The sequence below is a fragment of the Pseudomonas sp. XS1P51 genome (genome assembly GCF_054897845.1).
The window spans coordinates 4,764,995-4,783,820 of sequence record NZ_CM142707.1; the positions used below are offsets into that span (position 1 = coordinate 4,764,995).

Annotated in this window: 16 protein-coding genes; 9 read left to right on the plus strand and 7 right to left on the minus strand. The window is 59.0% G+C overall.

The annotated features are described in order from the left end of the window. Window positions 1-117 precede the first annotated feature (117 nt). Complete coding sequence (locus ACYZUD_RS22070) at window positions 118-2,568, minus strand: glycogen/starch/alpha-glucan phosphorylase (RefSeq protein ID WP_462020136.1); 2,451 nt, start codon at window positions 2,566-2,568, stop codon at window positions 118-120. A gap of 259 nt (window positions 2,569-2,827) precedes the next feature. Between ACYZUD_RS22070 and ACYZUD_RS22075 the strand changes: the two genes are divergently transcribed. Then, window positions 2,828-3,268, plus strand: a complete 441-nt coding sequence (locus ACYZUD_RS22075; protein WP_462025092.1) for a YkgJ family cysteine cluster protein — start codon at window positions 2,828-2,830, stop codon at window positions 3,266-3,268. A 221-nt stretch (window positions 3,269-3,489) separates the two neighbouring features. Here the strand turns inward: ACYZUD_RS22075 and typA are convergent, their stop codons facing one another. Further along, window positions 3,490-5,307: a translational GTPase TypA gene (gene typA / locus ACYZUD_RS22080; RefSeq protein WP_462020137.1), complete on the minus strand. Its 1,818-nt coding sequence runs from the start codon at window positions 5,305-5,307 to the stop codon at window positions 3,490-3,492. A 139-nt stretch (window positions 5,308-5,446) separates the two neighbouring features. Beyond that, window positions 5,447-6,901, minus strand: a complete 1,455-nt coding sequence (gene thiI, locus ACYZUD_RS22085; RefSeq protein WP_462020138.1) for a tRNA uracil 4-sulfurtransferase ThiI — start codon at window positions 6,899-6,901, stop codon at window positions 5,447-5,449. 330 nt (window positions 6,902-7,231) lie between these two features. Here thiI and glnA point away from each other — a divergent pair, with 330 nt between their 5' ends. The 5 genes from glnA to ntrC all read left to right on the plus strand — a co-directional run bounded on the left by glnA (window position 7,232) and on the right by ntrC (window position 12,811). After that, window positions 7,232-8,638 carry a glutamate--ammonia ligase gene (gene glnA / locus ACYZUD_RS22090; protein ID WP_010464555.1) on the plus strand — a complete coding sequence of 469 codons (1,407 nt, stop codon included), beginning with the start codon at window positions 7,232-7,234 and terminating at the stop codon, window positions 8,636-8,638. 297 nt (window positions 8,639-8,935) lie between these two features. Then, the gene (locus tag ACYZUD_RS22095) at window positions 8,936-9,445 is read left to right on the plus strand and encodes a DUF4124 domain-containing protein (protein ID WP_462020139.1); all 510 of its coding nucleotides are present in this window, start codon (window positions 8,936-8,938) and stop codon (window positions 9,443-9,445) included. After that, window positions 9,442-10,062 carry a DUF4124 domain-containing protein gene (locus tag ACYZUD_RS22100; protein ID WP_462020140.1) on the plus strand — a complete coding sequence of 207 codons (621 nt, stop codon included), beginning with the start codon at window positions 9,442-9,444 and terminating at the stop codon, window positions 10,060-10,062. The genes ACYZUD_RS22095 and ACYZUD_RS22100 overlap by 4 nt, the downstream gene beginning before the upstream one ends. Before the next feature lie 230 nt (window positions 10,063-10,292). Next, a complete protein-coding gene (glnL, locus tag ACYZUD_RS22105; RefSeq protein ID WP_462020141.1) occupies window positions 10,293-11,378 on the plus strand; it encodes a nitrogen regulation protein NR(II) in 1,086 nt (361 codons plus the stop codon). Then, a complete protein-coding gene (ntrC, locus tag ACYZUD_RS22110) occupies window positions 11,375-12,811 on the plus strand; it encodes a nitrogen regulation protein NR(I) (RefSeq protein WP_462020142.1) in 1,437 nt (478 codons plus the stop codon). The genes glnL and ntrC overlap by 4 nt, the downstream gene beginning before the upstream one ends. A 553-nt stretch (window positions 12,812-13,364) precedes the next feature. On the opposite strand, the gene ACYZUD_RS22115 is transcribed toward ntrC, so the two are convergent. After that, window positions 13,365-13,805, minus strand: a complete 441-nt coding sequence (locus tag ACYZUD_RS22115; RefSeq protein WP_462020143.1) for a hypothetical protein — start codon at window positions 13,803-13,805, stop codon at window positions 13,365-13,367. Here ACYZUD_RS22115 and ACYZUD_RS22120 point away from each other — a divergent pair. After that, a complete protein-coding gene (locus tag ACYZUD_RS22120) occupies window positions 13,804-14,259 on the plus strand; it encodes a tRNA (cytidine(34)-2'-O)-methyltransferase (protein WP_007949025.1) in 456 nt (151 codons plus the stop codon). The two genes, ACYZUD_RS22115 and ACYZUD_RS22120, sit on opposite strands and share 2 nt — an antisense overlap. A 132-nt stretch (window positions 14,260-14,391) precedes the next feature. Here ACYZUD_RS22120 and secB read toward each other — a convergent pair whose 3' ends face one another. Genes secB through ACYZUD_RS22135 form a run of 3 tightly spaced genes read right to left on the minus strand, consistent with a single transcriptional unit; the run spans window position 14,392 to window position 15,588 of the window. After that, a complete protein-coding gene (secB, locus tag ACYZUD_RS22125) occupies window positions 14,392-14,877 on the minus strand; it encodes a protein-export chaperone SecB (protein WP_007949026.1) in 486 nt (161 codons plus the stop codon). Window positions 14,878-14,918: 41 nt separating this feature from the next. Further along, a complete protein-coding gene (gene grxC / locus ACYZUD_RS22130) occupies window positions 14,919-15,173 on the minus strand; it encodes a glutaredoxin 3 (protein ID WP_008149430.1) in 255 nt (84 codons plus the stop codon). A gap of 1 nt (window position 15,174) precedes the next feature. Continuing rightward, window positions 15,175-15,588, minus strand: a complete 414-nt coding sequence (locus ACYZUD_RS22135; protein WP_462020144.1) for a rhodanese-like domain-containing protein — start codon at window positions 15,586-15,588, stop codon at window positions 15,175-15,177. A gap of 153 nt (window positions 15,589-15,741) precedes the next feature. On the opposite strand from ACYZUD_RS22135, the gene gpmI reads away from it, so the two are divergent. Continuing rightward, window positions 15,742-17,271: a 2,3-bisphosphoglycerate-independent phosphoglycerate mutase gene (gpmI, locus tag ACYZUD_RS22140; RefSeq protein ID WP_462020145.1), complete on the plus strand. Its 1,530-nt coding sequence runs from the start codon at window positions 15,742-15,744 to the stop codon at window positions 17,269-17,271. 241 nt (window positions 17,272-17,512) lie between these two features. Continuing rightward, complete coding sequence (locus ACYZUD_RS22145) at window positions 17,513-18,805, plus strand: murein hydrolase activator EnvC family protein (protein ID WP_462020146.1); 1,293 nt, start codon at window positions 17,513-17,515, stop codon at window positions 18,803-18,805. The last annotated feature ends 21 nt before the right edge of the window (window positions 18,806-18,826 follow it).

Sequence of the window (18,826 nt, forward strand, 5' to 3'; positions counted from 1 at the left end):
GCGAGCAGGCTCGCTCCCACAATGAATTGCCAGTGCGTGCTGCCCGGTGAAACTGGGGCTTAGTATATCGACCAGACCCAATAACCGCCGGGCCTGGCTCGCAATTATTGCTAAAAGTTATTCCAGCGCTTTCCAGATCTCCGTGGCGTACTCACGAATGGTCCGGTCAGACGAGAACCACCCCATCCGGGAGGTGCTCAACACCGCCGAACGCCACCATGCTTGAGAATCGTGCCAATGGGCTTCAACGCGCATCTGCGCGTCCCAGTAAGAATCGAAGTCGGCGCAGACCAGGAAGCGGTCGTAGTCAATCAGCGAATCGATCAATCCTGCGTAACGGGACGGATCATCCGGCGAGAACACCCCGCCGCGAATCGCCTGCAGCACGTCATTGAGCCGATGGGACGCGGCAATGTCCGGCGTCGCGTTGAACTCATGGTTCTGCTTACGCGCCTCAACCTGCTGCGCGCTGAGGCCGAAGATGAACATGTGTTCGACGCCGATGCGCTCGCACATTTCCACGTTGGCGCCGTCCAGAGTGCCAATGGTCAACGCCCCGTTGAGGCCGAACTTCATGTTACTGGTGCCCGAGGCCTCGAAGCCGGCGGTGGAAATCTGCTCCGACAAATCCGCCGCCGGAATGATGCTCTCAGCCAGGCTGACGTTGTAGTTGGGCAGGAACACCACTTTGAGCAAACCGTGCACGGTCGGGTCGTTGTTCACCACCCGGGCGATGTCGTTGGTCAGCTTGATGATCAGCTTGGCCTGGTGATAACTGGCCGCCGCTTTACCCGCAAAGATCTTCACTCGCGGCACCCAGTCGATTTCCGGCTCGGCGCGAATCGCCTGATACAGCGCGACGGTGTGCAGCAGGTTGAGTAATTGACGTTTGTATTCGTGGATCCGCTTGACCTGCACGTCGAACATTGCGGCCGGGTTGACCGCGACGCCCAGTCGTTCATGAATGATGTACGCCAGGGCTTTCTTGCTGTGCAGGCGCTGCTCGGCGAAGGCCTTGCGGAACGCGGCTTTCTCGGCGAACGGTTCCAGGTCGAGCAGGCGTTCTTCAGGGTTGTCCAGCAGATCAGGGCCGAGGGCGTCGACTATCATCGACGTCAGTTCCGGGTTGGCCTGATAGAGCCAGCGGCGGAAGGTGATGCCGTTGGTCTTGTTGTTGATCCGGTCCGGGTAGAGTTTGTGCAGTTCCGAGAACACGGTTTTGCGCATCAGTTGCGTATGCAGGCCGGATACGCCGTTGACGCTGTGCGAACCGAGGAACGCGAGGTTGCCCATGCGCACGCGGCGGCCGTTGTCTTCCTCGATCAGCGACACCGCGCGCAGCACGTCGAAGTCATGCACGCCCTTGGCGCGCAACGAGTCGATGTGCTGGGCGTTGATCAGGTAAATGATCTGCATGTGCCGCGGCAGCATCCGCTCCATCAAACCGACCGGCCAGGTTTCCAGCGCTTCCGGCAACAGCGTGTGGTTGGTGTAGGAGAGCGTGTCGACGGTGACCTGCCACGCCGCGTCCCACGCGACGTCGTACACATCGACCAACTGGCGCATCAGCTCGGCCACGGCAATCGAGGGGTGAGTGTCGTTGAGCTGAATCGCTGCATGATCGCCCAGGGTCAGTACCGAGGTGTGCATGTTGCGATGGCGGCGCAGCAAGTCCTGCAAGGACGCGGCGACGAAGAAGTATTCCTGACGCAGACGCAGTTCCTGGCCGGCTTCGGTACTGTCCGCCGGGTAGAGGACGCGCGAGATACTTTCTGCTCGGGCCACTTCTGCGACAGCGCCCAAATGGTCACCGGCGTTGAAGCGTTCAAGGTGCAAGTCTTCCATCGCACGGGCGCGCCACAGGCGCAGCGTATTGACGCTCGCCCCGCGCCAGCCGACCACAGGGGTGTCGTAAGCAATGGCACGCACGGTTTCCGCCGGGGACCAGACCTGCTTGGACTTGCCGCTTTCGTCGGTGACGGTTTCGACACTGCCGCCAAAGCCGATCGGGTAGACGACCTCTGGCCGTTCGAACTCCCAAGGGTTACCGAAATCCAGCCAGTGTTCGGTCTGCTCCTGCTGCCAGCCATCGACGATGGCCTGACGGAACAAGCCGTGTTCATAACGAATGCCGTAGCCGTGGCCGGCGATGCCAAGCGTCGACATGCTTTCCATGAAGCACGCGGCCAGACGACCCAGGCCGCCGTTGCCCAGGGCCGCGTCGGGCTCCAACAGGCGGATGCGTTCCAGGTCGACGCCGAGTTCGGTCAGCGCCTCGCGGGCCACGTCGAGCAGGCCAAGGTTGCTCAGGCTGTCGTAGAGCAGCCGGCCGATGAGAAATTCCAGGGAGAGGTAGTAAACCCGTTTCTGACCTTTGCGATAGATCTGCCGGGTGTGATCCATCCAGTGCTCGACCATGTGATCGCGCGCTGCCAACGCAATGGCTTCGAACCAGTCGTGGTCGAAGGCGTGATCCGGGTCTTTGCCCACCGCGTAGGTGAGTTTGGTCAAGACGGCGTCGCGGAATGCGGCCACCTCTGCTTCGCGAACAAGTGGTTCTTGAGTCATCGATAGGACCTCGAGCGAGCTTTGAGTTGTCTGAGCCTAGACGGTCTGACAGGCGTTAGAGGCTCTGGTTCGGCAGTTTTTCCTGTTAGTGCGAGATAGGCCGGCATTACATTGTCATGTGTCTGAATCAATGCAGGGGCCGTGCCGGATTAACGATGTTATTGGGCGGCACAGAAAAAAACTGGCGAAAGGTTGTTCAAAAATCCACCAGTCCCGGTATGATCGCGCGCCCTGATGCACACGCTGGTAACAACCGATGATGAAGTCCAACCTGATCGCTGCCGCAGAGATCGATCGCCTCGATACCTGGGCCAAGTACTCTGCGCCGATGTGCGGTTCCTGCGTGTCCAGCTGCTGCACGTTGCCGGTCGAGGTCAAGATCAAGGACCTGATCCGTATCGGCATCGTCGACGAATTCGAGCGCGGCGAACCGGCGAAGAACATCGCCAAGCGCCTGCAGAAGGAAGGGATCGTCGAGCGTTACAACCAGAAGTCCGAGATCTTCACCCTCCAGCGCATGAGCAACAACGATTGCCTGTACCTGGATCGTAAGAGCCGTCTGTGCACTATTTATGATAAGCGCCCGGATACTTGCCGCAACCATCCGAAAATCGGCCCACGGCCGGGGTATTGCGCGTACAAGCCCAAAGAAGTGGCGCGCGAGACCAGCAATAGCCGTCGCACGCTCGAGAAGTTCTGATCCGGAATCTCGCTGCCTGACAGAACCCCTTCGCGAGCAGGCTCGCTCCCACAGGGGATTCGTGGCGGACACTTAATCTATGTTCAACACCTATCCAATGTGGGAGCGAGCCTGCTCGCGAAAGGGCCCGAACAAGCGCGGCACAAACCACAGACAAACAAAAACGCCCCCGACCTTGCGGTCGGGGGCGTTTTTTTTTCAGACGCTAACTAAGTCGAAACTCAGTTGGCCTTTTTCGCAGCGCGGGTACGCTCGCTTTCGCCCAGGATCTTCTTGCGAAGACGGATGGACTTAGGAGTGACTTCGCACAATTCGTCTTCTTGAACGAATTCCAGCGCTTGCTCCAGAGTGAAACGGATAGGCGGAACCAGAGCGATGGTTTCGTCTTTACCCGAAGCACGCATGTTGTCGAGCTTCTTGCCTTTGGTTGGGTTGACGCCCAGGTCGTTGTCGCGGCTGTTGATGCCGACGATTTGACCTTCGTACACGTCTTCACCGTGACCCAGGAACAGTTTGCCGCGAGCTTGCAGGGTTTCCAGCGAGTAAGTCAGAGCCTTACCGGTAGCTACCGAAACCAGCACGCCGTTCTGACGGCCGGACATGTCGCCGGACTTCATCACGTCGTAACGGTCGAAGATCGAGGTCAGGATGCCTGCACCGGAGGTCAGGGTCAGGAACTCGTTACGGAAACCGATCAGGCCACGAGCCGGGATGTTGTACTCAAGGCGCACACGGCCCTTGCCATCCGGAACCATGTTGGTCAGGTCGCCTTTACGGTTACCCATTTGCTCCATGATCGCGCCCTGGGATTCTTCCGGCAGGTCGATGGTCACGTTTTCGTACGGTTCGTGCTTCACGCCGTCAACCAGACGGATGATCACTTCCGGACGACCAACACCCATTTCGAAGCCTTCGCGACGCATGGTTTCGATCAGTACCGAGAGGTGCAGCTCACCACGGCCGGAGACTTTGAACTTGTCGGCGGTGTCGCCTTCTTCAACGCGCAGGGCAACGTTGTAGAGCAGTTCCTTGTCCAGACGCTCTTTGATGTTACGGCTGGTGACGAACTTGCCTTCACGACCGCAGAACGGCGAGTCGTTCACCTGGAAGGTCATGGAAACGGTTGGTTCGTCAACGGTCAGCGGCTTCATCGGCTCGACGTTCAGTGGGTCGCACAGAGTGTCGGAGATGAACAGCTGGTCGAAGCCGCTGATGCAGACGATGTCGCCGGCAGCTGCTTCTTCAACGTCGATACGGTGCAGACCGTGGTGACCCATCAGCTTCAGGATACGACCGTTACGCTTCTTGCCGTCAACGTCGATAGCCACAACTTGAGTGTTCGGCTTGACGCGACCACGAGCGATACGACCAACGCCGATAACACCCAGGAAGCTGTTGTAGTCCAGTGCCGAGATTTGCATCTGGAACGGGCCTTCACGGTCAACTTTTGGAGCTGGAACGTGGTCAACGATGGCCTGGTACAGCGGGGTCATGTCTTCCGCCATGGCGGTGTGTTCCAGACCGGCAATACCGTTCAGGGCCGAAGCGTAAACAACCTGGAAGTCCAGTTGTTCTTCGGTAGCGCCCAGGTTGTCGAACAGGTCGAAGATCTGATCCAGAACCCAGTCCGGACGTGCGCCCGGACGGTCAACCTTGTTGATGACCACGATTGGACGCAGGCCGGCTTCGAAAGCCTTCTTGGTCACGAAACGGGTTTGCGGCATAGGGCCGTCTTGAGCGTCAACCAGCAGCAGAACGGAGTCAACCATCGACATTACGCGTTCAACTTCGCCGCCGAAGTCGGCGTGGCCCGGGGTGTCCACGATGTTGATGTGGTAGCCGTTCCAGTTGATGGCGGTGTTTTTCGCCAGAATGGTAATACCGCGCTCTTTCTCCTGGTCGTTGGAGTCCATCACGCGCTCGTCGTTGAGCTCGTTGCGCTCCAGGGTGCCGGATTGACGCAAGAGTTTGTCTACCAGGGTGGTTTTACCATGGTCAACGTGAGCAATGATGGCGATGTTGCGTAGATTTTCGATCACTTGTGTATCTCGATCAGAGGATTCGGTGTGCTGACAAGTCTTGGCAGCGATTAACAGTAGAGTCCGGCAAAGCCGTTACAGCTTGACGGCGGCGTCGGGGGGCCGGTGACGCAGGCCACAGGCAAACAGCCCCGGGCACTTAGCTCGGTCGATAAACGCGCACATTGGCATGCCCCTCACTGAGCAAATGGTGGGCATGCAGGCGACTCATCACGCCTTTGTCGCAATACAACAGGTACTGGCGAGTAGGGTCCAGTTCCTTGAAACGAGCGTTCAATGCATAAAACGGCATCGTCTGTACCTCAATGCCAGCGAGTTCCAGCGGCTCGTCTTCAGCGGCATCCGGGTGACGGATGTCGATGATGATCTGGCCCGCCAGCGCTTCGCTGACTTCTTCGATCTGCAAGTCCTGGCCCAATTCGTCGATCACGCGATCGATCGGCACCAGTTTGGCGTTCTCGAGCGCACGCTCAAGTACCGCCATGTCGAATTCTTTCTCTTCATGCTCCACGCGCGGACGCTTGGCGTGGGTCTTGGGGTTCACCGAGATGACCCCGCAGTATTCCGGCATGTGCTTGGCGAAATCGGCGGTGCCGATTTCGTTGGCCAGGTCGATGATGTCCTGCTTGTGACTGGCGATCAGCGGACGCAAGACCAGCTTGTCGGTCACGCAGTCGATCACGGACAGGTTCGGCAGCGTCTGGCTCGACACCTGGGAAATCGCTTCGCCGGTGACCAGCGCTTCGATCTCCAGCCGATCGGCAATACGGGAAGCAGCGCGCAACATCATACGCTTCAAAACCACACCCATATGACTGTTATCGACTTTCCCGAGAATTTCTCCCAGTACTTCCTCGAACGGCACACTGACAAATAACACGCGTTGGGAGCTGCCGTACTTCTTCCAGATGAAGTGCGCGACTTCCATGACGCCCAGTTCGTGGGCACGTCCGCCCAGATTGAAGAAGCAGAAATGGCTCATCAACCCGCGGCGCATGATCTGGTAAGCGGCAACGGTGGAGTCGAACCCGCCGGACATCAGCACAAGCGTCTGTTCCAGGGCACCCAGCGGATAACCGCCGATGCTGTTGTGCTGGCTGTGGATCACGAACAACCGTTTGTCGCGAATTTCGATGCGAACTTCGATTTCCGGCTCTCTGAGCGAGATTCCGGCGGCGCCGCATTGACGACGCAGTTGGCTGCCGACGTATTTCTCGACGTCCATCGAGCTGAATTCATGCTTGCCGGCACGCTTGCAGCGCACCGAAAAGATCTTCCCGGCCAACGCATCACCGAAGTGCTGCTTGCATTTGGCGACGATGTCATCGAAGTCACCCAGCGGGTATTCGTCGACCTGCAGGAAATGCGCGATGCCCGGCATGCAGCTCAGGCGCTCGGTCATCTCCTTCAAGGCTTTGGGCTCGCTGACGCGGGTTTCCAGCTCGAGATTGTCCCACACACCGTTCACCACCACGGCCGAGTCCAGGTCGCGGAGCACGGTGCGGATATTTTTGGCCAACTGGCGGATGAAACGCATCCGTACCGGGCGGCTCTTGATGGTGATCTCGGGGAAGACTTTTACGATTAGTTTCATGAAAACAGCGCGCGCTGGGCCAGCCGAAAAAGGGGGGCGCGGATTATAGCGGAAATTGCTCAAGGTTTAACCAGTTAATGTGCAGAAGGTTTTTAGTGCACCAAAACAGGTCATTTATCGATTTAAGCGCTACATTACAGGGCGGTATTTTCAGCCTGGTGCCGCTTTGCACCTTTATAAGCGTGATATTGGGGCAAAAAACCCATGGTGGGGCACTGGCATGCAATTTGCTCCCTTGTGAGGCAGGTTGCCATGGCAGAGTATTCGCGCCGGCATCACCCACATTCTAAGGGCATCCACTACTAAGCCCGAAGCCACCCGGAGGACACTATGTCGAAGTCGGTTCAACTCATCAAAGATCATGACGTCAAGTGGATTGATCTGCGCTTCACGGACACCAAAGGCACTCAGCACCACGTGACCATGCCGGCTCGCGACGCGCTGGATGAAGCTTTCTTCGAAGAAGGCAAAATGTTCGACGGTTCCTCCATCGCTGGCTGGAAAGGCATCGAGGCTTCCGACATGATCCTGATGCCGGACGACTCCACTGCCGTCCTCGACCCGTTCACCGAAGAGCCGACCCTGATCCTGGTTTGCGACGTGATCGAGCCTTCGACCATGCAAGGCTACGACCGTGACCCACGCGCGATCGCCAAGCGCGCCGAGGAATACCTGAAGTCGACCGGTATCGGTGACACCGTATTCGTTGGTCCGGAACCAGAATTCTTCATCTTCGACGAAGTGAAGTTCAAGTCCGACATCTCCGGTTCGATGTTCAAGATCTACTCCGAACAAGGTTCGTGGATGTCCGACCAGGACGTGGAAGGCGGCAACAAAGGCCACCGTCCAGGCGTCAAAGGCGGCTACTTCCCGGTTCCGCCGTTCGACCACGACCACGAAATCCGTACCTCCATGTGCAACGCCATGGAAGAAATGGGCCTGGTCATCGAAGTTCACCACCACGAAGTGGCAACTGCCGGCCAGAACGAAATCGGTGTGAAGTTCAACACCCTGGTCGCCAAGGCTGACGAAGTTCAGACCCTGAAGTACTGCGTACACAACGTTGCCGATGCATACGGCCGCACCGCGACCTTCATGCCTAAGCCGCTGTACGGCGATAACGGTTCGGGTATGCACGTTCACCTGTCCATCGCCAAAGATGGCAAGAACACCTTCGCTGGCGAAGGCTATGCCGGCCTGTCCGATACCGCTCTGTACTTCATCGGCGGCATCATCAAGCACGGTAAGGCACTGAACGGCTTCACCAACCCGTCGACCAACTCCTACAAGCGTCTGGTCCCAGGTTTCGAAGCTCCAGTGATGCTGGCCTACTCGGCTCGCAACCGTTCCGCTTCGATCCGTATTCCTTACGTGTCCAGCCCTCGCGCTCGCCGCATTGAAGCTCGCTTCCCGGATCCAGCAGCTAACCCGTACCTGGGCTTCGCTGCACTGTTGATGGCTGGCCTGGACGGCATCCAGAACAAGATCCACCCTGGCGACGCAGCTGACAAAAACCTGTATGACCTGCCGCCTGAAGAGGCGAAAGAGATCCCACAAGTTTGCGGCAGCCTGAAAGAAGCCCTGGAAGAGCTGGACAAAGGTCGTGCGTTCCTGACCAAAGGTGGCGTTTTCAGCGACGACTTCATCGACGCTTACATCGCCCTGAAAAGCGAAGAAGAAATCAAGGTTCGTACCTTCGTACACCCACTGGAATACGAGCTGTACTACAGCTGCTGATCCGGTAGCGCCTGCGCAAGCGGCGTGACAAAAAAGAGGCCTCCTTCGGGAGGCCTTTTTTATGCCCGGGATTCAGCGGCACGCCGCACTCCTGTGGGAGCGAGCCTGCTCGCGATAGCGGTCTTTCAGTCAACATCTCTATCGACTGACACGGCCTCATCGCGAGCAGGCTCGCTCCCACAGGGGATCTGTGGTGTTTGGGGGATCTGGGAAATCATTCCCAAATGTTTACAACTTGGGTCAACCGCCGCCCCTGACCTATGCTGCAACCCAATGCTTTCGCTTTTGGTCGATGTTATGGGTCGTGGTTTTCTCTTGATGTTGCTGCTGATCGCCCTGCCCGCCGCAGCGCAGATCTATAAGTACACCGACGCCGCCGGCAATACCGCTTACAGCAATCAACCGCCGGACGGCGTGAAGGCGCAGCCGGTCGAACTGCCACCGCTCAATAGTGTTGAACCCCAGGCACCTGCCGCCCCATCTCCCGAAGCCATCACCACCGAGCAACCCCGCAGCGCCTACGAGGTACTGGAACTGTCCGGCCTGCCCACCACCGAAGCCCTACGCGCCAACAACGGCACTTTCACCGTCAATGTACTGATCAAACCGCGCCTGCAAGGCCCACATCTGTTTCGGCTATTGCTGGACGATCAGCCTTACGGCCAGCCGAGCAATGTGCCGATCCTGCAACTGGTCAACATTGATCGCGGCACCCATAGCCTCGCGGTGCAGGTGATCGATGGGGAAGACATCGTTCAGCAGAGTCCGAGCGTGACCTTCACCGTACAACGGGTGCATAAGCCGTGAAACTTTGGTTGCTGATCGCGTGCTTGATCGCCCTGCCCGCGTCGGCCGAGGTCTTTACCTACGTCGACGCCCAGGGCAATCGGGTCTTCACCGATCAGCCGGGCTCCGGGAACGCCAAGCGTGTGCCGATGGGGACAAGCAATCGCATGTCGGCCAACCCGACCGGCGCAACCCCGATGGCGGCGGCGAAAGAAACCGAAGCCAAACCACTCTTCCACTACGACATGCTCCGCGTTTTGGTGCCGGAGCCCGATGCCACAATTCACAGCAGCGGCGGCGAACTGATCGTCAGTGTCACCAGCGAACCCGGCCTGCAACGCGGCCACCGCTACCGATTGTTACTGGACGGTCGACCCACCGCCGAACCCGGCCCCAGCCCAGTATTCGCCCTGAGCAACATCGATCGCGGCAGCCACAACCTGTCGGTGGAAATCCTCGACGAACAGGGCCGCACTGTCGAACGCACAGCCAATCAACCGCTCCAAATGCTGCGTATCTCCCTCGCGCAGAAACGCCAAATCAAACCCTGTGCGCTCACCGACTACGGCCAACGGCCGGAATGTCCGCTCAAAGACAAACCCGTCGAGAAAAAAAATCCCTTCTTGCGCTTCTTCTAACCTCGCCCAGGCTTTCGCACTATATTGGTGCAATGAGTTGCACCGTACCCACATCTCAACCCATTTTGGTTCGAAAGTACCCGCCAAAGCTGGCAGAACGCCACGCAAACGAGCGTCAAACGCCCGTTTTAGGCCTTTCACGCTTCTTTTCGGAGCCTTGGTTTGGTTTTTGCATTTTCCTCGTATCAGCGCGTTATTCACGCGCATGCCCTGCTCCAAAAGAGGTCCTAATGACCATCAGTGACGCACTGCACCGTCTGTTACTCGACAACCTGACCACCGCAACCATTCTGCTCGACGCCGAACTGCGCCTCGAGTACATGAACCCGGCGGCGGAGATGCTCTTGGCCATCAGCGGCCAGCGCAGCCATGGGCAGTTCATCAGTGAGTTGTTCACCGAATCCACCGAGGCGCTCAATTCCTTGCGCCAGGCGGTCGAGCAGGCGCACCCGTTCACCAAGCGCGAAGCGATGCTCACCGCCCTCACCGGCCAGACGCTGACCGTCGATTACGCGGTAACGCCGATCCTGGCCAACGGCGCCACCATGCTTCTGCTGGAAGTCCATCCCCGTGACCGCCTGCTGCGGATCACCAAGGAAGAGGCTCAGCTGTCGAAGCAGGAAACCAGCAAGATGCTCGTGCGCGGCCTCGCTCACGAAATCAAGAATCCGCTCGGCGGGATTCGCGGCGCGGCCCAGTTGCTCGCCCGCGAACTGCCGGAAGAAAGCCTTCGCGACTACACCAACGTCATCATTGAAGAAGCCGATCGCCTGCGAAACCTGGTGGATCGCATGCTCGGCTCCAACAAGCTGCCGTCGCTGGCCATGTGCAACGTCCACGAAGTGCTGGAACGCGTCTGCCATCTGGTAGAGGCCGAAAGCCAGGGCTGCATCACTTTGGTGCGCGACTACGACCCAAGCATTCCCGACGTATTGATCGACCGCGAGCAAATGATTCAGGCGGTCCTGAACATCGTGCGCAACGCGATGCAGGCCATCAGCAGCCAGAACGAGCTGCGCCTGGGCCGCATCAGCCTTCGCACCCGCGCCATGCGCCAGTTCACCATCGGCCATGTGCGCCATCGCCTGGTGACCAAGATCGAAATCATCGACAACGGCCCAGGCATTCCCGCGGAGCTGCAGGAAACCATCTTCTTTCCCATGGTCAGCGGCCGTCCGGACGGTACCGGGCTGGGCCTGGCCATTACCCAGAACATCATCAGCCAGCACCAGGGCCTGATCGAATGTGAGAGCCATCCAGGCCACACCACCTTCTCGATCTTTCTGCCACTGGAACAAGGAGCCACATCGACATGAGCCGTAGTGAAACCGTGTGGATCGTCGATGACGACCGTTCTATCCGTTGGGTCCTGGAAAAGGCCTTGCAACAAGAAGGCATGACCACGCAAAGCTTCGACAGCGCCGATGGCGTGATGAGCCGCCTGGCGCGCCAGCAGCCGGACGTGATTATCTCCGACATCCGCATGCCCGGCGCCAGCGGCCTGGACCTTCTGGCGCGGATTCGCGAACAACACCCACGGCTGCCGGTGATCATCATGACCGCGCACTCCGATCTGGACAGCGCTGTCGCGTCCTATCAGGGCGGTGCATTCGAATACCTGCCCAAGCCGTTCGATGTCGACGAAGCGGTGTCCCTGGTCAAGCGTGCCAACCAGCATGCTCAGGAACAGCAAGGCATGGAAGTCGTTCCACCCCTGACCCGCACCCCGGAAATCATCGGCGAAGCGCCGGCGATGCAGGAAGTGTTTCGCGCCATCGGGCGCTTGAGCCACTCCAACATCACCGTGCTGATCAACGGCGAATCCGGTACCGGTAAAGAACTGGTGGCCCACGCCCTGCACCGTCACAGCCCACGGGCGGCCTCGCCGTTCATCGCGCTGAACATGGCGGCAATCCCGAAAGACTTGATGGAATCCGAGCTGTTCGGCCATGAGAAAGGTGCGTTCACCGGCGCGGCCAACCTGCGCCGCGGGCGTTTTGAGCAGGCAGACGGCGGCACGCTGTTCCTCGATGAAATCGGCGACATGCCAGCGGATACCCAGACCCGTTTGCTGCGAGTGCTGGCGGACGGCGAGTTCTATCGTGTTGGCGGTCATACGCCGGTGAAGGTCGATGTGCGAATCATCGCCGCGACTCACCAAAATCTCGAAACCCTGGTGCATGCCGGGAAATTCCGTGAGGATTTGTTCCACCGCCTCAACGTGATCCGTATCCATATTCCACGGCTGTCGGACCGTCGCGAAGACATCCCGACCCTGGCCAAGCACTTCCTCAGCCGCGCTGCGCAAGAACTGGCAGTCGAGCCGAAGCTGCTGAAAAGTGAAACCGAGGAATACCTGAAGAACCTGCCGTGGCCCGGCAACGTGCGTCAACTGGAGAACACCTGCCGCTGGATCACGGTGATGGCTTCAGGTCGCGAAGTGCACATCAGCGACTTGCCGCCTGAGCTGCTGAGCTTGCCGCAGGATTCGGCACCGGTGACTAACTGGGAGCAAGCGTTGCGCCAGTGGGCCGACCAGGCTCTGGCACGCGGGCAATCGAGCCTGCTCGACAGCGCGGTGCCGGCGTTCGAACGAATCATGATCGAGACCGCCCTCAAACACACCGCTGGTCGCCGCCGCGACGCTGCGGTTTTGCTGGGTTGGGGCCGTAATACCCTGACGCGCAAGATCAAGGAATTGGGGATGAAGGTTGATGGTGGGGATGATGATGAGGGGGAAGAAGGCTAAGCAGCCTTTAGATCTTCGCTGACCGTTACATCCAATCGCGAGCAGGCTCGCTCCCACAGGATTCAATGGTGTTCGCACATTGGCGGAACACTGAAAATCCACTGTGGGAGCGAGCCCTGCTCGCGATGCTTTTGGGGGCCTTGTGCACCGCCGCAATGCACCGTGAACCGCAATCGCGCACGACAACTGAGCCGAAATCCCGCCAGCATTCGCAATCGAACCCCTATCGAAAAAACACGAAAGCCCCGAGTTACGGGGCTTTCGGCGTGTCAAAACGGGTTTCTGTTTCAACTTGTTAAAACCTGGCACGCCCCCTGCAATAGTCCATTCAGTGATTCAGTTCACTACCCAGTTTCGGGGACCTTGGTACAGGCAGGCCGGGGATTCCCCTCTTTACACCGGGCTCACACCGCACAAGCGACGAGCCCACCCAGTTTTGGGGCCCTTGATACAGGCAGGTCAGGGGTTCCTTCTTTACACCGGGCTCACGACGCAATGCGCGAGCCCTCCCGTTTTGGGAACCTTGGTACAGGCAGGCCGGGGATTCCCTCTTTTATTCCTCTCGGAGATGGATCTCCAGCCGCCAGCGGTCGTCGACCTCGCTGCCGGCCCACTCGCCTTGCAGCGGCCGGGCCGCCACCACCGTCAGCAACAACCCCCCATCACTCAAACGCACCCGCCAGTTCACGCTCTTGTCGTTGAGCTTGAGCTGACCTTTCTGCGCCTTGCCCTCAGCGTCGAACAGCAGCGCCAGGCTGCCGTCCACGACTTCGCCGTGGGTCTTGGGTTCGTTGTTGAACCACACCACCAGACCATCGTTCGTCACCTCGACCTGCTGCAATTCGCTGGGGTCGGGCGTGGTCAGGCGACCGATCATCAACCCCACCATCAGCCCGACAATCGCCAGCGAAGCCATCACTCGCGGGAATAGCTTCGAACGCGGATCCGCTTCCGGCGTAGAATGCCGGTCATCTTTACCTTCGGAGCCGTGCATGTTTCACGTCATCCTTTTTCAACCAGAAATTCCGCCGAATACCGGCAACGTTATCAGGCTGTGCGCCAACAGTGGCTGCCACCTGCATTTGATCGAACCGCTGGGCTTCGAGATGGATGACAAGCGCTTGCGCCGGGCCGGCCTCGATTACCATGAGTATGCCACCCTGCAACGCCACGCGGACCTCGCCAGCTGTCTGGAGAGCCTTGGTCATCCACGGCTGTTCGCCTTCACCACCAAGGGTTCGCGGCCATTCCACGATGCCAGCTTCGCCGAGGGCGACGCGTTCCTGTTCGGTCCGGAAAGCCGTGGTCTGCCGGCAGAAGTGCTCGATGCGCTGCCCGGCGAACAACGCCTGCGCTTGCCGATGCGTGAAGGCTGCCGCAGCCTGAACCTGTCGAACACCGTGGCCGTTGCTGTCTACGAAGGCTGGCGCCAACTCGGTTTCAAGTAACACCGCATAACAAATGTGGGAGCGAACCTGCTCGCGAAAGCGATGTGTCAGGCGACATTGATGTCATCTGACACTCCCTATTCGCGAGCAGGCTCGCTCCCACATTGGAATTGCTGTGTTGCCTGGAAACGCTTACTGAACGGTCGGAGTTTCGCCCGCAGCCTGCATGCGTTGCAGTTCTTGTGCGTAGAGCGCGTCGAAGTTCACTGGAGCCAGCATCAGGGCCGGGAACGAACCGCGGGTCACCAGGCTGTCCAGGGTTTCGCGAGCGTACGGGAACAGGATGTTCGGGCAGAACGCGCCGAGGGTGTGGCTCATCGAAGCGTCGTCCAGGTTCTTGATCAGGAAGATCCCGGCCTGTTGCACTTCAGCGATGAACGCCACTTCGTCACCGTTTTTCACGGTCACGGACAAGGTCAGTACGACTTCGTGGAAGTCGCCTTCCAGAGCCTTTTGACGGGTGTTCAGATCCAGACCGACGCTCGGCTCCCACTGCTGGCGGAAGATCGCCGGGCTTTTCGGGGCTTCGAAAGACAAGTCACGTACGTAGATGCGCTGCAAGGAGAATTGCGGTGCGGTTTCTTCTTCGCTAGCTGCAGTGTTCTGTTGGTCAGTCATCTCAGATCCTTTCTGATCTTGGGTCTTGTAGGTGGGTGAATTCAGGCCTTGAGCATGGCGTCGAGCTTGCCGGCGCGCTCCAGGGCAAACAAATCATCACAGCCGCCAACGTGGGTGCTGCCGATCCAGATCTGCGGCACGGACGTACGTCCGGCTTTCTGAGCCATTGCGGCGCGCACCTGTGGCTTGCCATCGACCTTGATCTCTTCGAAGGCCACGCCTTTGTTCTCGAGCAGGTACTTGGCTCGCGAGCAATAAGGGCAGTAATCGCTGGAATAGACGACGACGTTGCTCATATCACTTCACCAGCGGCAGGTTGTCGCCCTTCCAGCTGGAGATACCGCCGGAAAGCTTCGCGGCGGTGAAGCCGGATTTCATCAGTTCGCGGGCATGCGTGCCAGCGGTCTGGCCCATGGCGTCGACCAGGATGATGGTCTTGGCCTTGTGCTTTTCCAGTTCGGCAATGCGAGCGGTCAGTTTGTCGTGAGGAATGTTCAACGCGCCAACAATGTGACCGGCGGCGAAATCCTTGACCGAACGGATGTCGATGACCACGCCTGCGTCCTTGTTGACCAGCCCGGTCAGTTCACCGGTGCTCAGGCTGCGGCCGCCGCCTTGCATCTGATAAGCGATCAGCAACGCCAGCAGTACGACGAAGATACCGACGAGCAGATAGTGGTTAGTGGCAAATTCAATCAGGTGAGCAACCATCGAAGGAGGTTCCAGGGCGTTAAAATGTCGGCCAGTATACACAGCCACTATGGTGGGCCAAACCCCGTCCGGCGGTGACGCCGTCGGAACTTCGCTTTAAACTGCCACTCCCTTTTCCATCGCCCTCTTTTAACTCAGCCACGAGTGGAATCCATGACTACCACGCCTAAACCTTTGGTCCTGATTATTCTCGACGGCTTCGGTCACAGTGAGAGCCCTGAATCCAACGCCATCTATGCGGCGAAGAAGCCCGTACTGGACCGTCTGTGGGCCACCGTGCCGAACGGCCTGATCTCGGGCAGCGGCATGGACGTCGGCCTGCCGGATGGCCAGATGGGCAACTCCGAAGTCGGCCACATGAACCTCGGCGCCGGCCGTGTGGTGTATCAGGACTTCACGCGCGTGACCAAATCGATCCGCGACGGCGAGTTCTTCGAGAACCCGACCATCTGCGCCGCCGTGGATAAAGCCGTCGCTGCCGGCAAAGCCGTGCACTTCATGGGCCTGCTGTCCGATGGCGGCGTTCACAGCCACCAGGACCACCTGGTTGCCATGGCCGAACTGGCCTACAAGCGCGGCGCTGAAAAAATCTACCTGCACGCCTTCCTTGATGGCCGCGACACGCCGCCGAAAAGCGCCCAGTCGTCCATCGAGCTGCTCGACGCGACCTTCCAGGCCCTCGGCAAAGGCCGGATCGCCAGCATTATCGGCCGCTACTTCGCCATGGACCGTGACAACCGCTGGGACCGTGTGTCCCAGGCCTACAACCTGATTGTCGACGGCAACGGCGAATTCAACGCCGCCACCGCCCAGGAAGGTTTGCAAGCGGCCTACGAACGTGGCGAGAGCGATGAGTTCGTCAAGGCCACCTCCATCGGTGAGCCGGTGAAAGTGGAAGACGGCGACGCCGTGGTATTCATGAACTTCCGCGCCGACCGCGCCCGTGAACTGACCCGCGTGTTCGTCGAAGACAATTTCAAGGAATTCGAGCGTGCCCGTCAGCCAAAACTGGCCGGCTTCGTCATGCTGACCCAGTACGCCGCCAGCATTCCCGCGCCATCGGCCTTCGCCGCCGGCAGCCTGGATAACGTGTTGGGCGACTATCTGGCGAAAAACGGCAAGACCCAGCTGCGCATTGCCGAAACCGAGAAGTACGCCCACGTGACCTTCTTCTTCTCCGGCGGTCGCGAAGAACCGTTCCCGGGCGAAGAACGCATCCTGATCCCGTCGCCAAAAGTCGCCACCTACGACTTGCAGCCCGAGATGAGTGCACCGGAAGTCACCGACCGCATCGTCGACGCCATTGAAAACCAGCGCTATGACGTGATCGTGGTCAACTATGCCAACGGCGACATGGTCGGCCACAGCGGAATCTTCGACGCAGCCGTCAAAGCCGTTGAATGCCTGGACCTGTGCGTCGGCCGCATCGTCGACGCACTGGAAAAAGTCGGCGGCGAAGCGCTGATCACCGCCGACCACGGCAACGTCGAGAAAATGTCCGACGAAACCACGGGCCAGGCTCACACTGCTCACACCACCGAGCCGGTGCCGTTCATTTATGTCGGCAAGCGTGACCTCAAGGTTCGCGACGGCGGTGTGCTGGCGGACGTGGCGCCGACCATGCTGATGCTGCTGGGCCTGGAAAAACCGGCTGAAATGACGGGCACTTCGATACTGGTGTAATCAGCCCGTTCAAACACCGCCAAACCCTGTGGGAGCGAGTCTGCTCGCGATAGCAATCTGACAGCCAACATCCCTGTTGAATGTCAGGACGCCATCGCGAGCAGGCTCGCTCCCACAGTGGTTTTTGGGTGTTTTTAGATGCAACTCAGCTCCGGTTATCACACAGCCCCAATTGGGCGTTTTTTTTGCAGCGTGGGGCGGGCATACTAGGACGTCCCTTTCCCTGGTGTCGCCCGCCTTTATGCTTCGCGTCCTGATAGCCCTTGCTCTGACTTGCCTGCTCCAACCGGCCTTTGCTGACGAGCGCACGCAAACCCAACAACAGTTGGACGCCACGCGTCAGGACATTGCCGAGCTGAAGAAACTGCTGGGCAAGTTGCAGGAAGAGAAATCCGGTGTACAGAAAGACCTCAAAGGCACCGAGACCGAAATGGGCAAGCTCGAGAAGCAGGTCGAGGCCCTGCAAAAAGAGCTGAAGAAAAGCGAATCCGAGCTGCAGCGACTCGATACCGAGAAAAAAAAACTCCAGAGCGCGCGCATTGAACAGCAGCGACTGATCGCCATTCAGGCCCGCGCGGCCTATCAAAACGGCCGTCAGGAGTATCTGAAGCTACTGCTCAACCAGCAGAACCCGGAAAAATTCGCCCGTACCCTCACTTATTACGACTACCTGAGCCAGGCTCGCCTGGAGCAGCTGAAGAATTTCAACGAAACCCTGCGCCAACTGGCCAATGTCGAACAAGACATCGCCCTGCAACAGGCGCAATTGCTGGTGCAGAAAAGCAGCCTGGACAGCCAGCGCGACGAACTCGACAACGTTCGCAAGGAACGCCAGCAAGTCCTGGCCAAGCTCAACGACGACGTGAAGGCTCGAGATCAGAAGCTGGCCGCCCGCGAGCAGGATCAGGCAGACCTGTCTAAAGTCCTTAAAACCATCGAGGAAACCCTGGTCCGCCAGGCTCGTGAGGCAGAGGAAGCGCGGCAAAAAGCGCTGATCGCCCAGCAGGAAGCCGAAAAAAAGCGTTTACGTGAGGCTCAGGCTGCAGCAGACGCCACTGACGCCCCACGCAAACCCGTTAAATCGACACCCGGCGCCCTGGTTTCAAGTTCAGGCGAAACCTTTGGCGGCCCTTTTGCTTCAACGCGCGGCAAACTTCCATGGCCGGTTGATGGTCGACTGCTGGCACGCTTTGGCGAAACCCGTGGCGACGACGCCCGCACCAAGTGGGACGGCGTGATGATCAGCGCCTCCGCCGGCAGCCAGGTGCATGCCGTTCATGGTGGTCGCGTGGTGTTCGCTGACTGGTTGCGAGGCGCCGGCCTGCTGGTGATTCTCGACCACGGCAACGGTTTTCTGAGTCTTTACGGTCACAACCAGACGCTGCTCAAGTCTGCGGGTGACGTGGTAAAAGCCGGTGAGTCCATCTCCACTGTAGGCAGCAGTGGCGGGCAGGACACACCAGCGCTGTATTTCGCTATTCGTCAGCAGGGTCACCCGAGTGATCCGGCGCAATGGTGTCGTGCGCAAGGATAAGTACGCCATCAACTTCAGGAG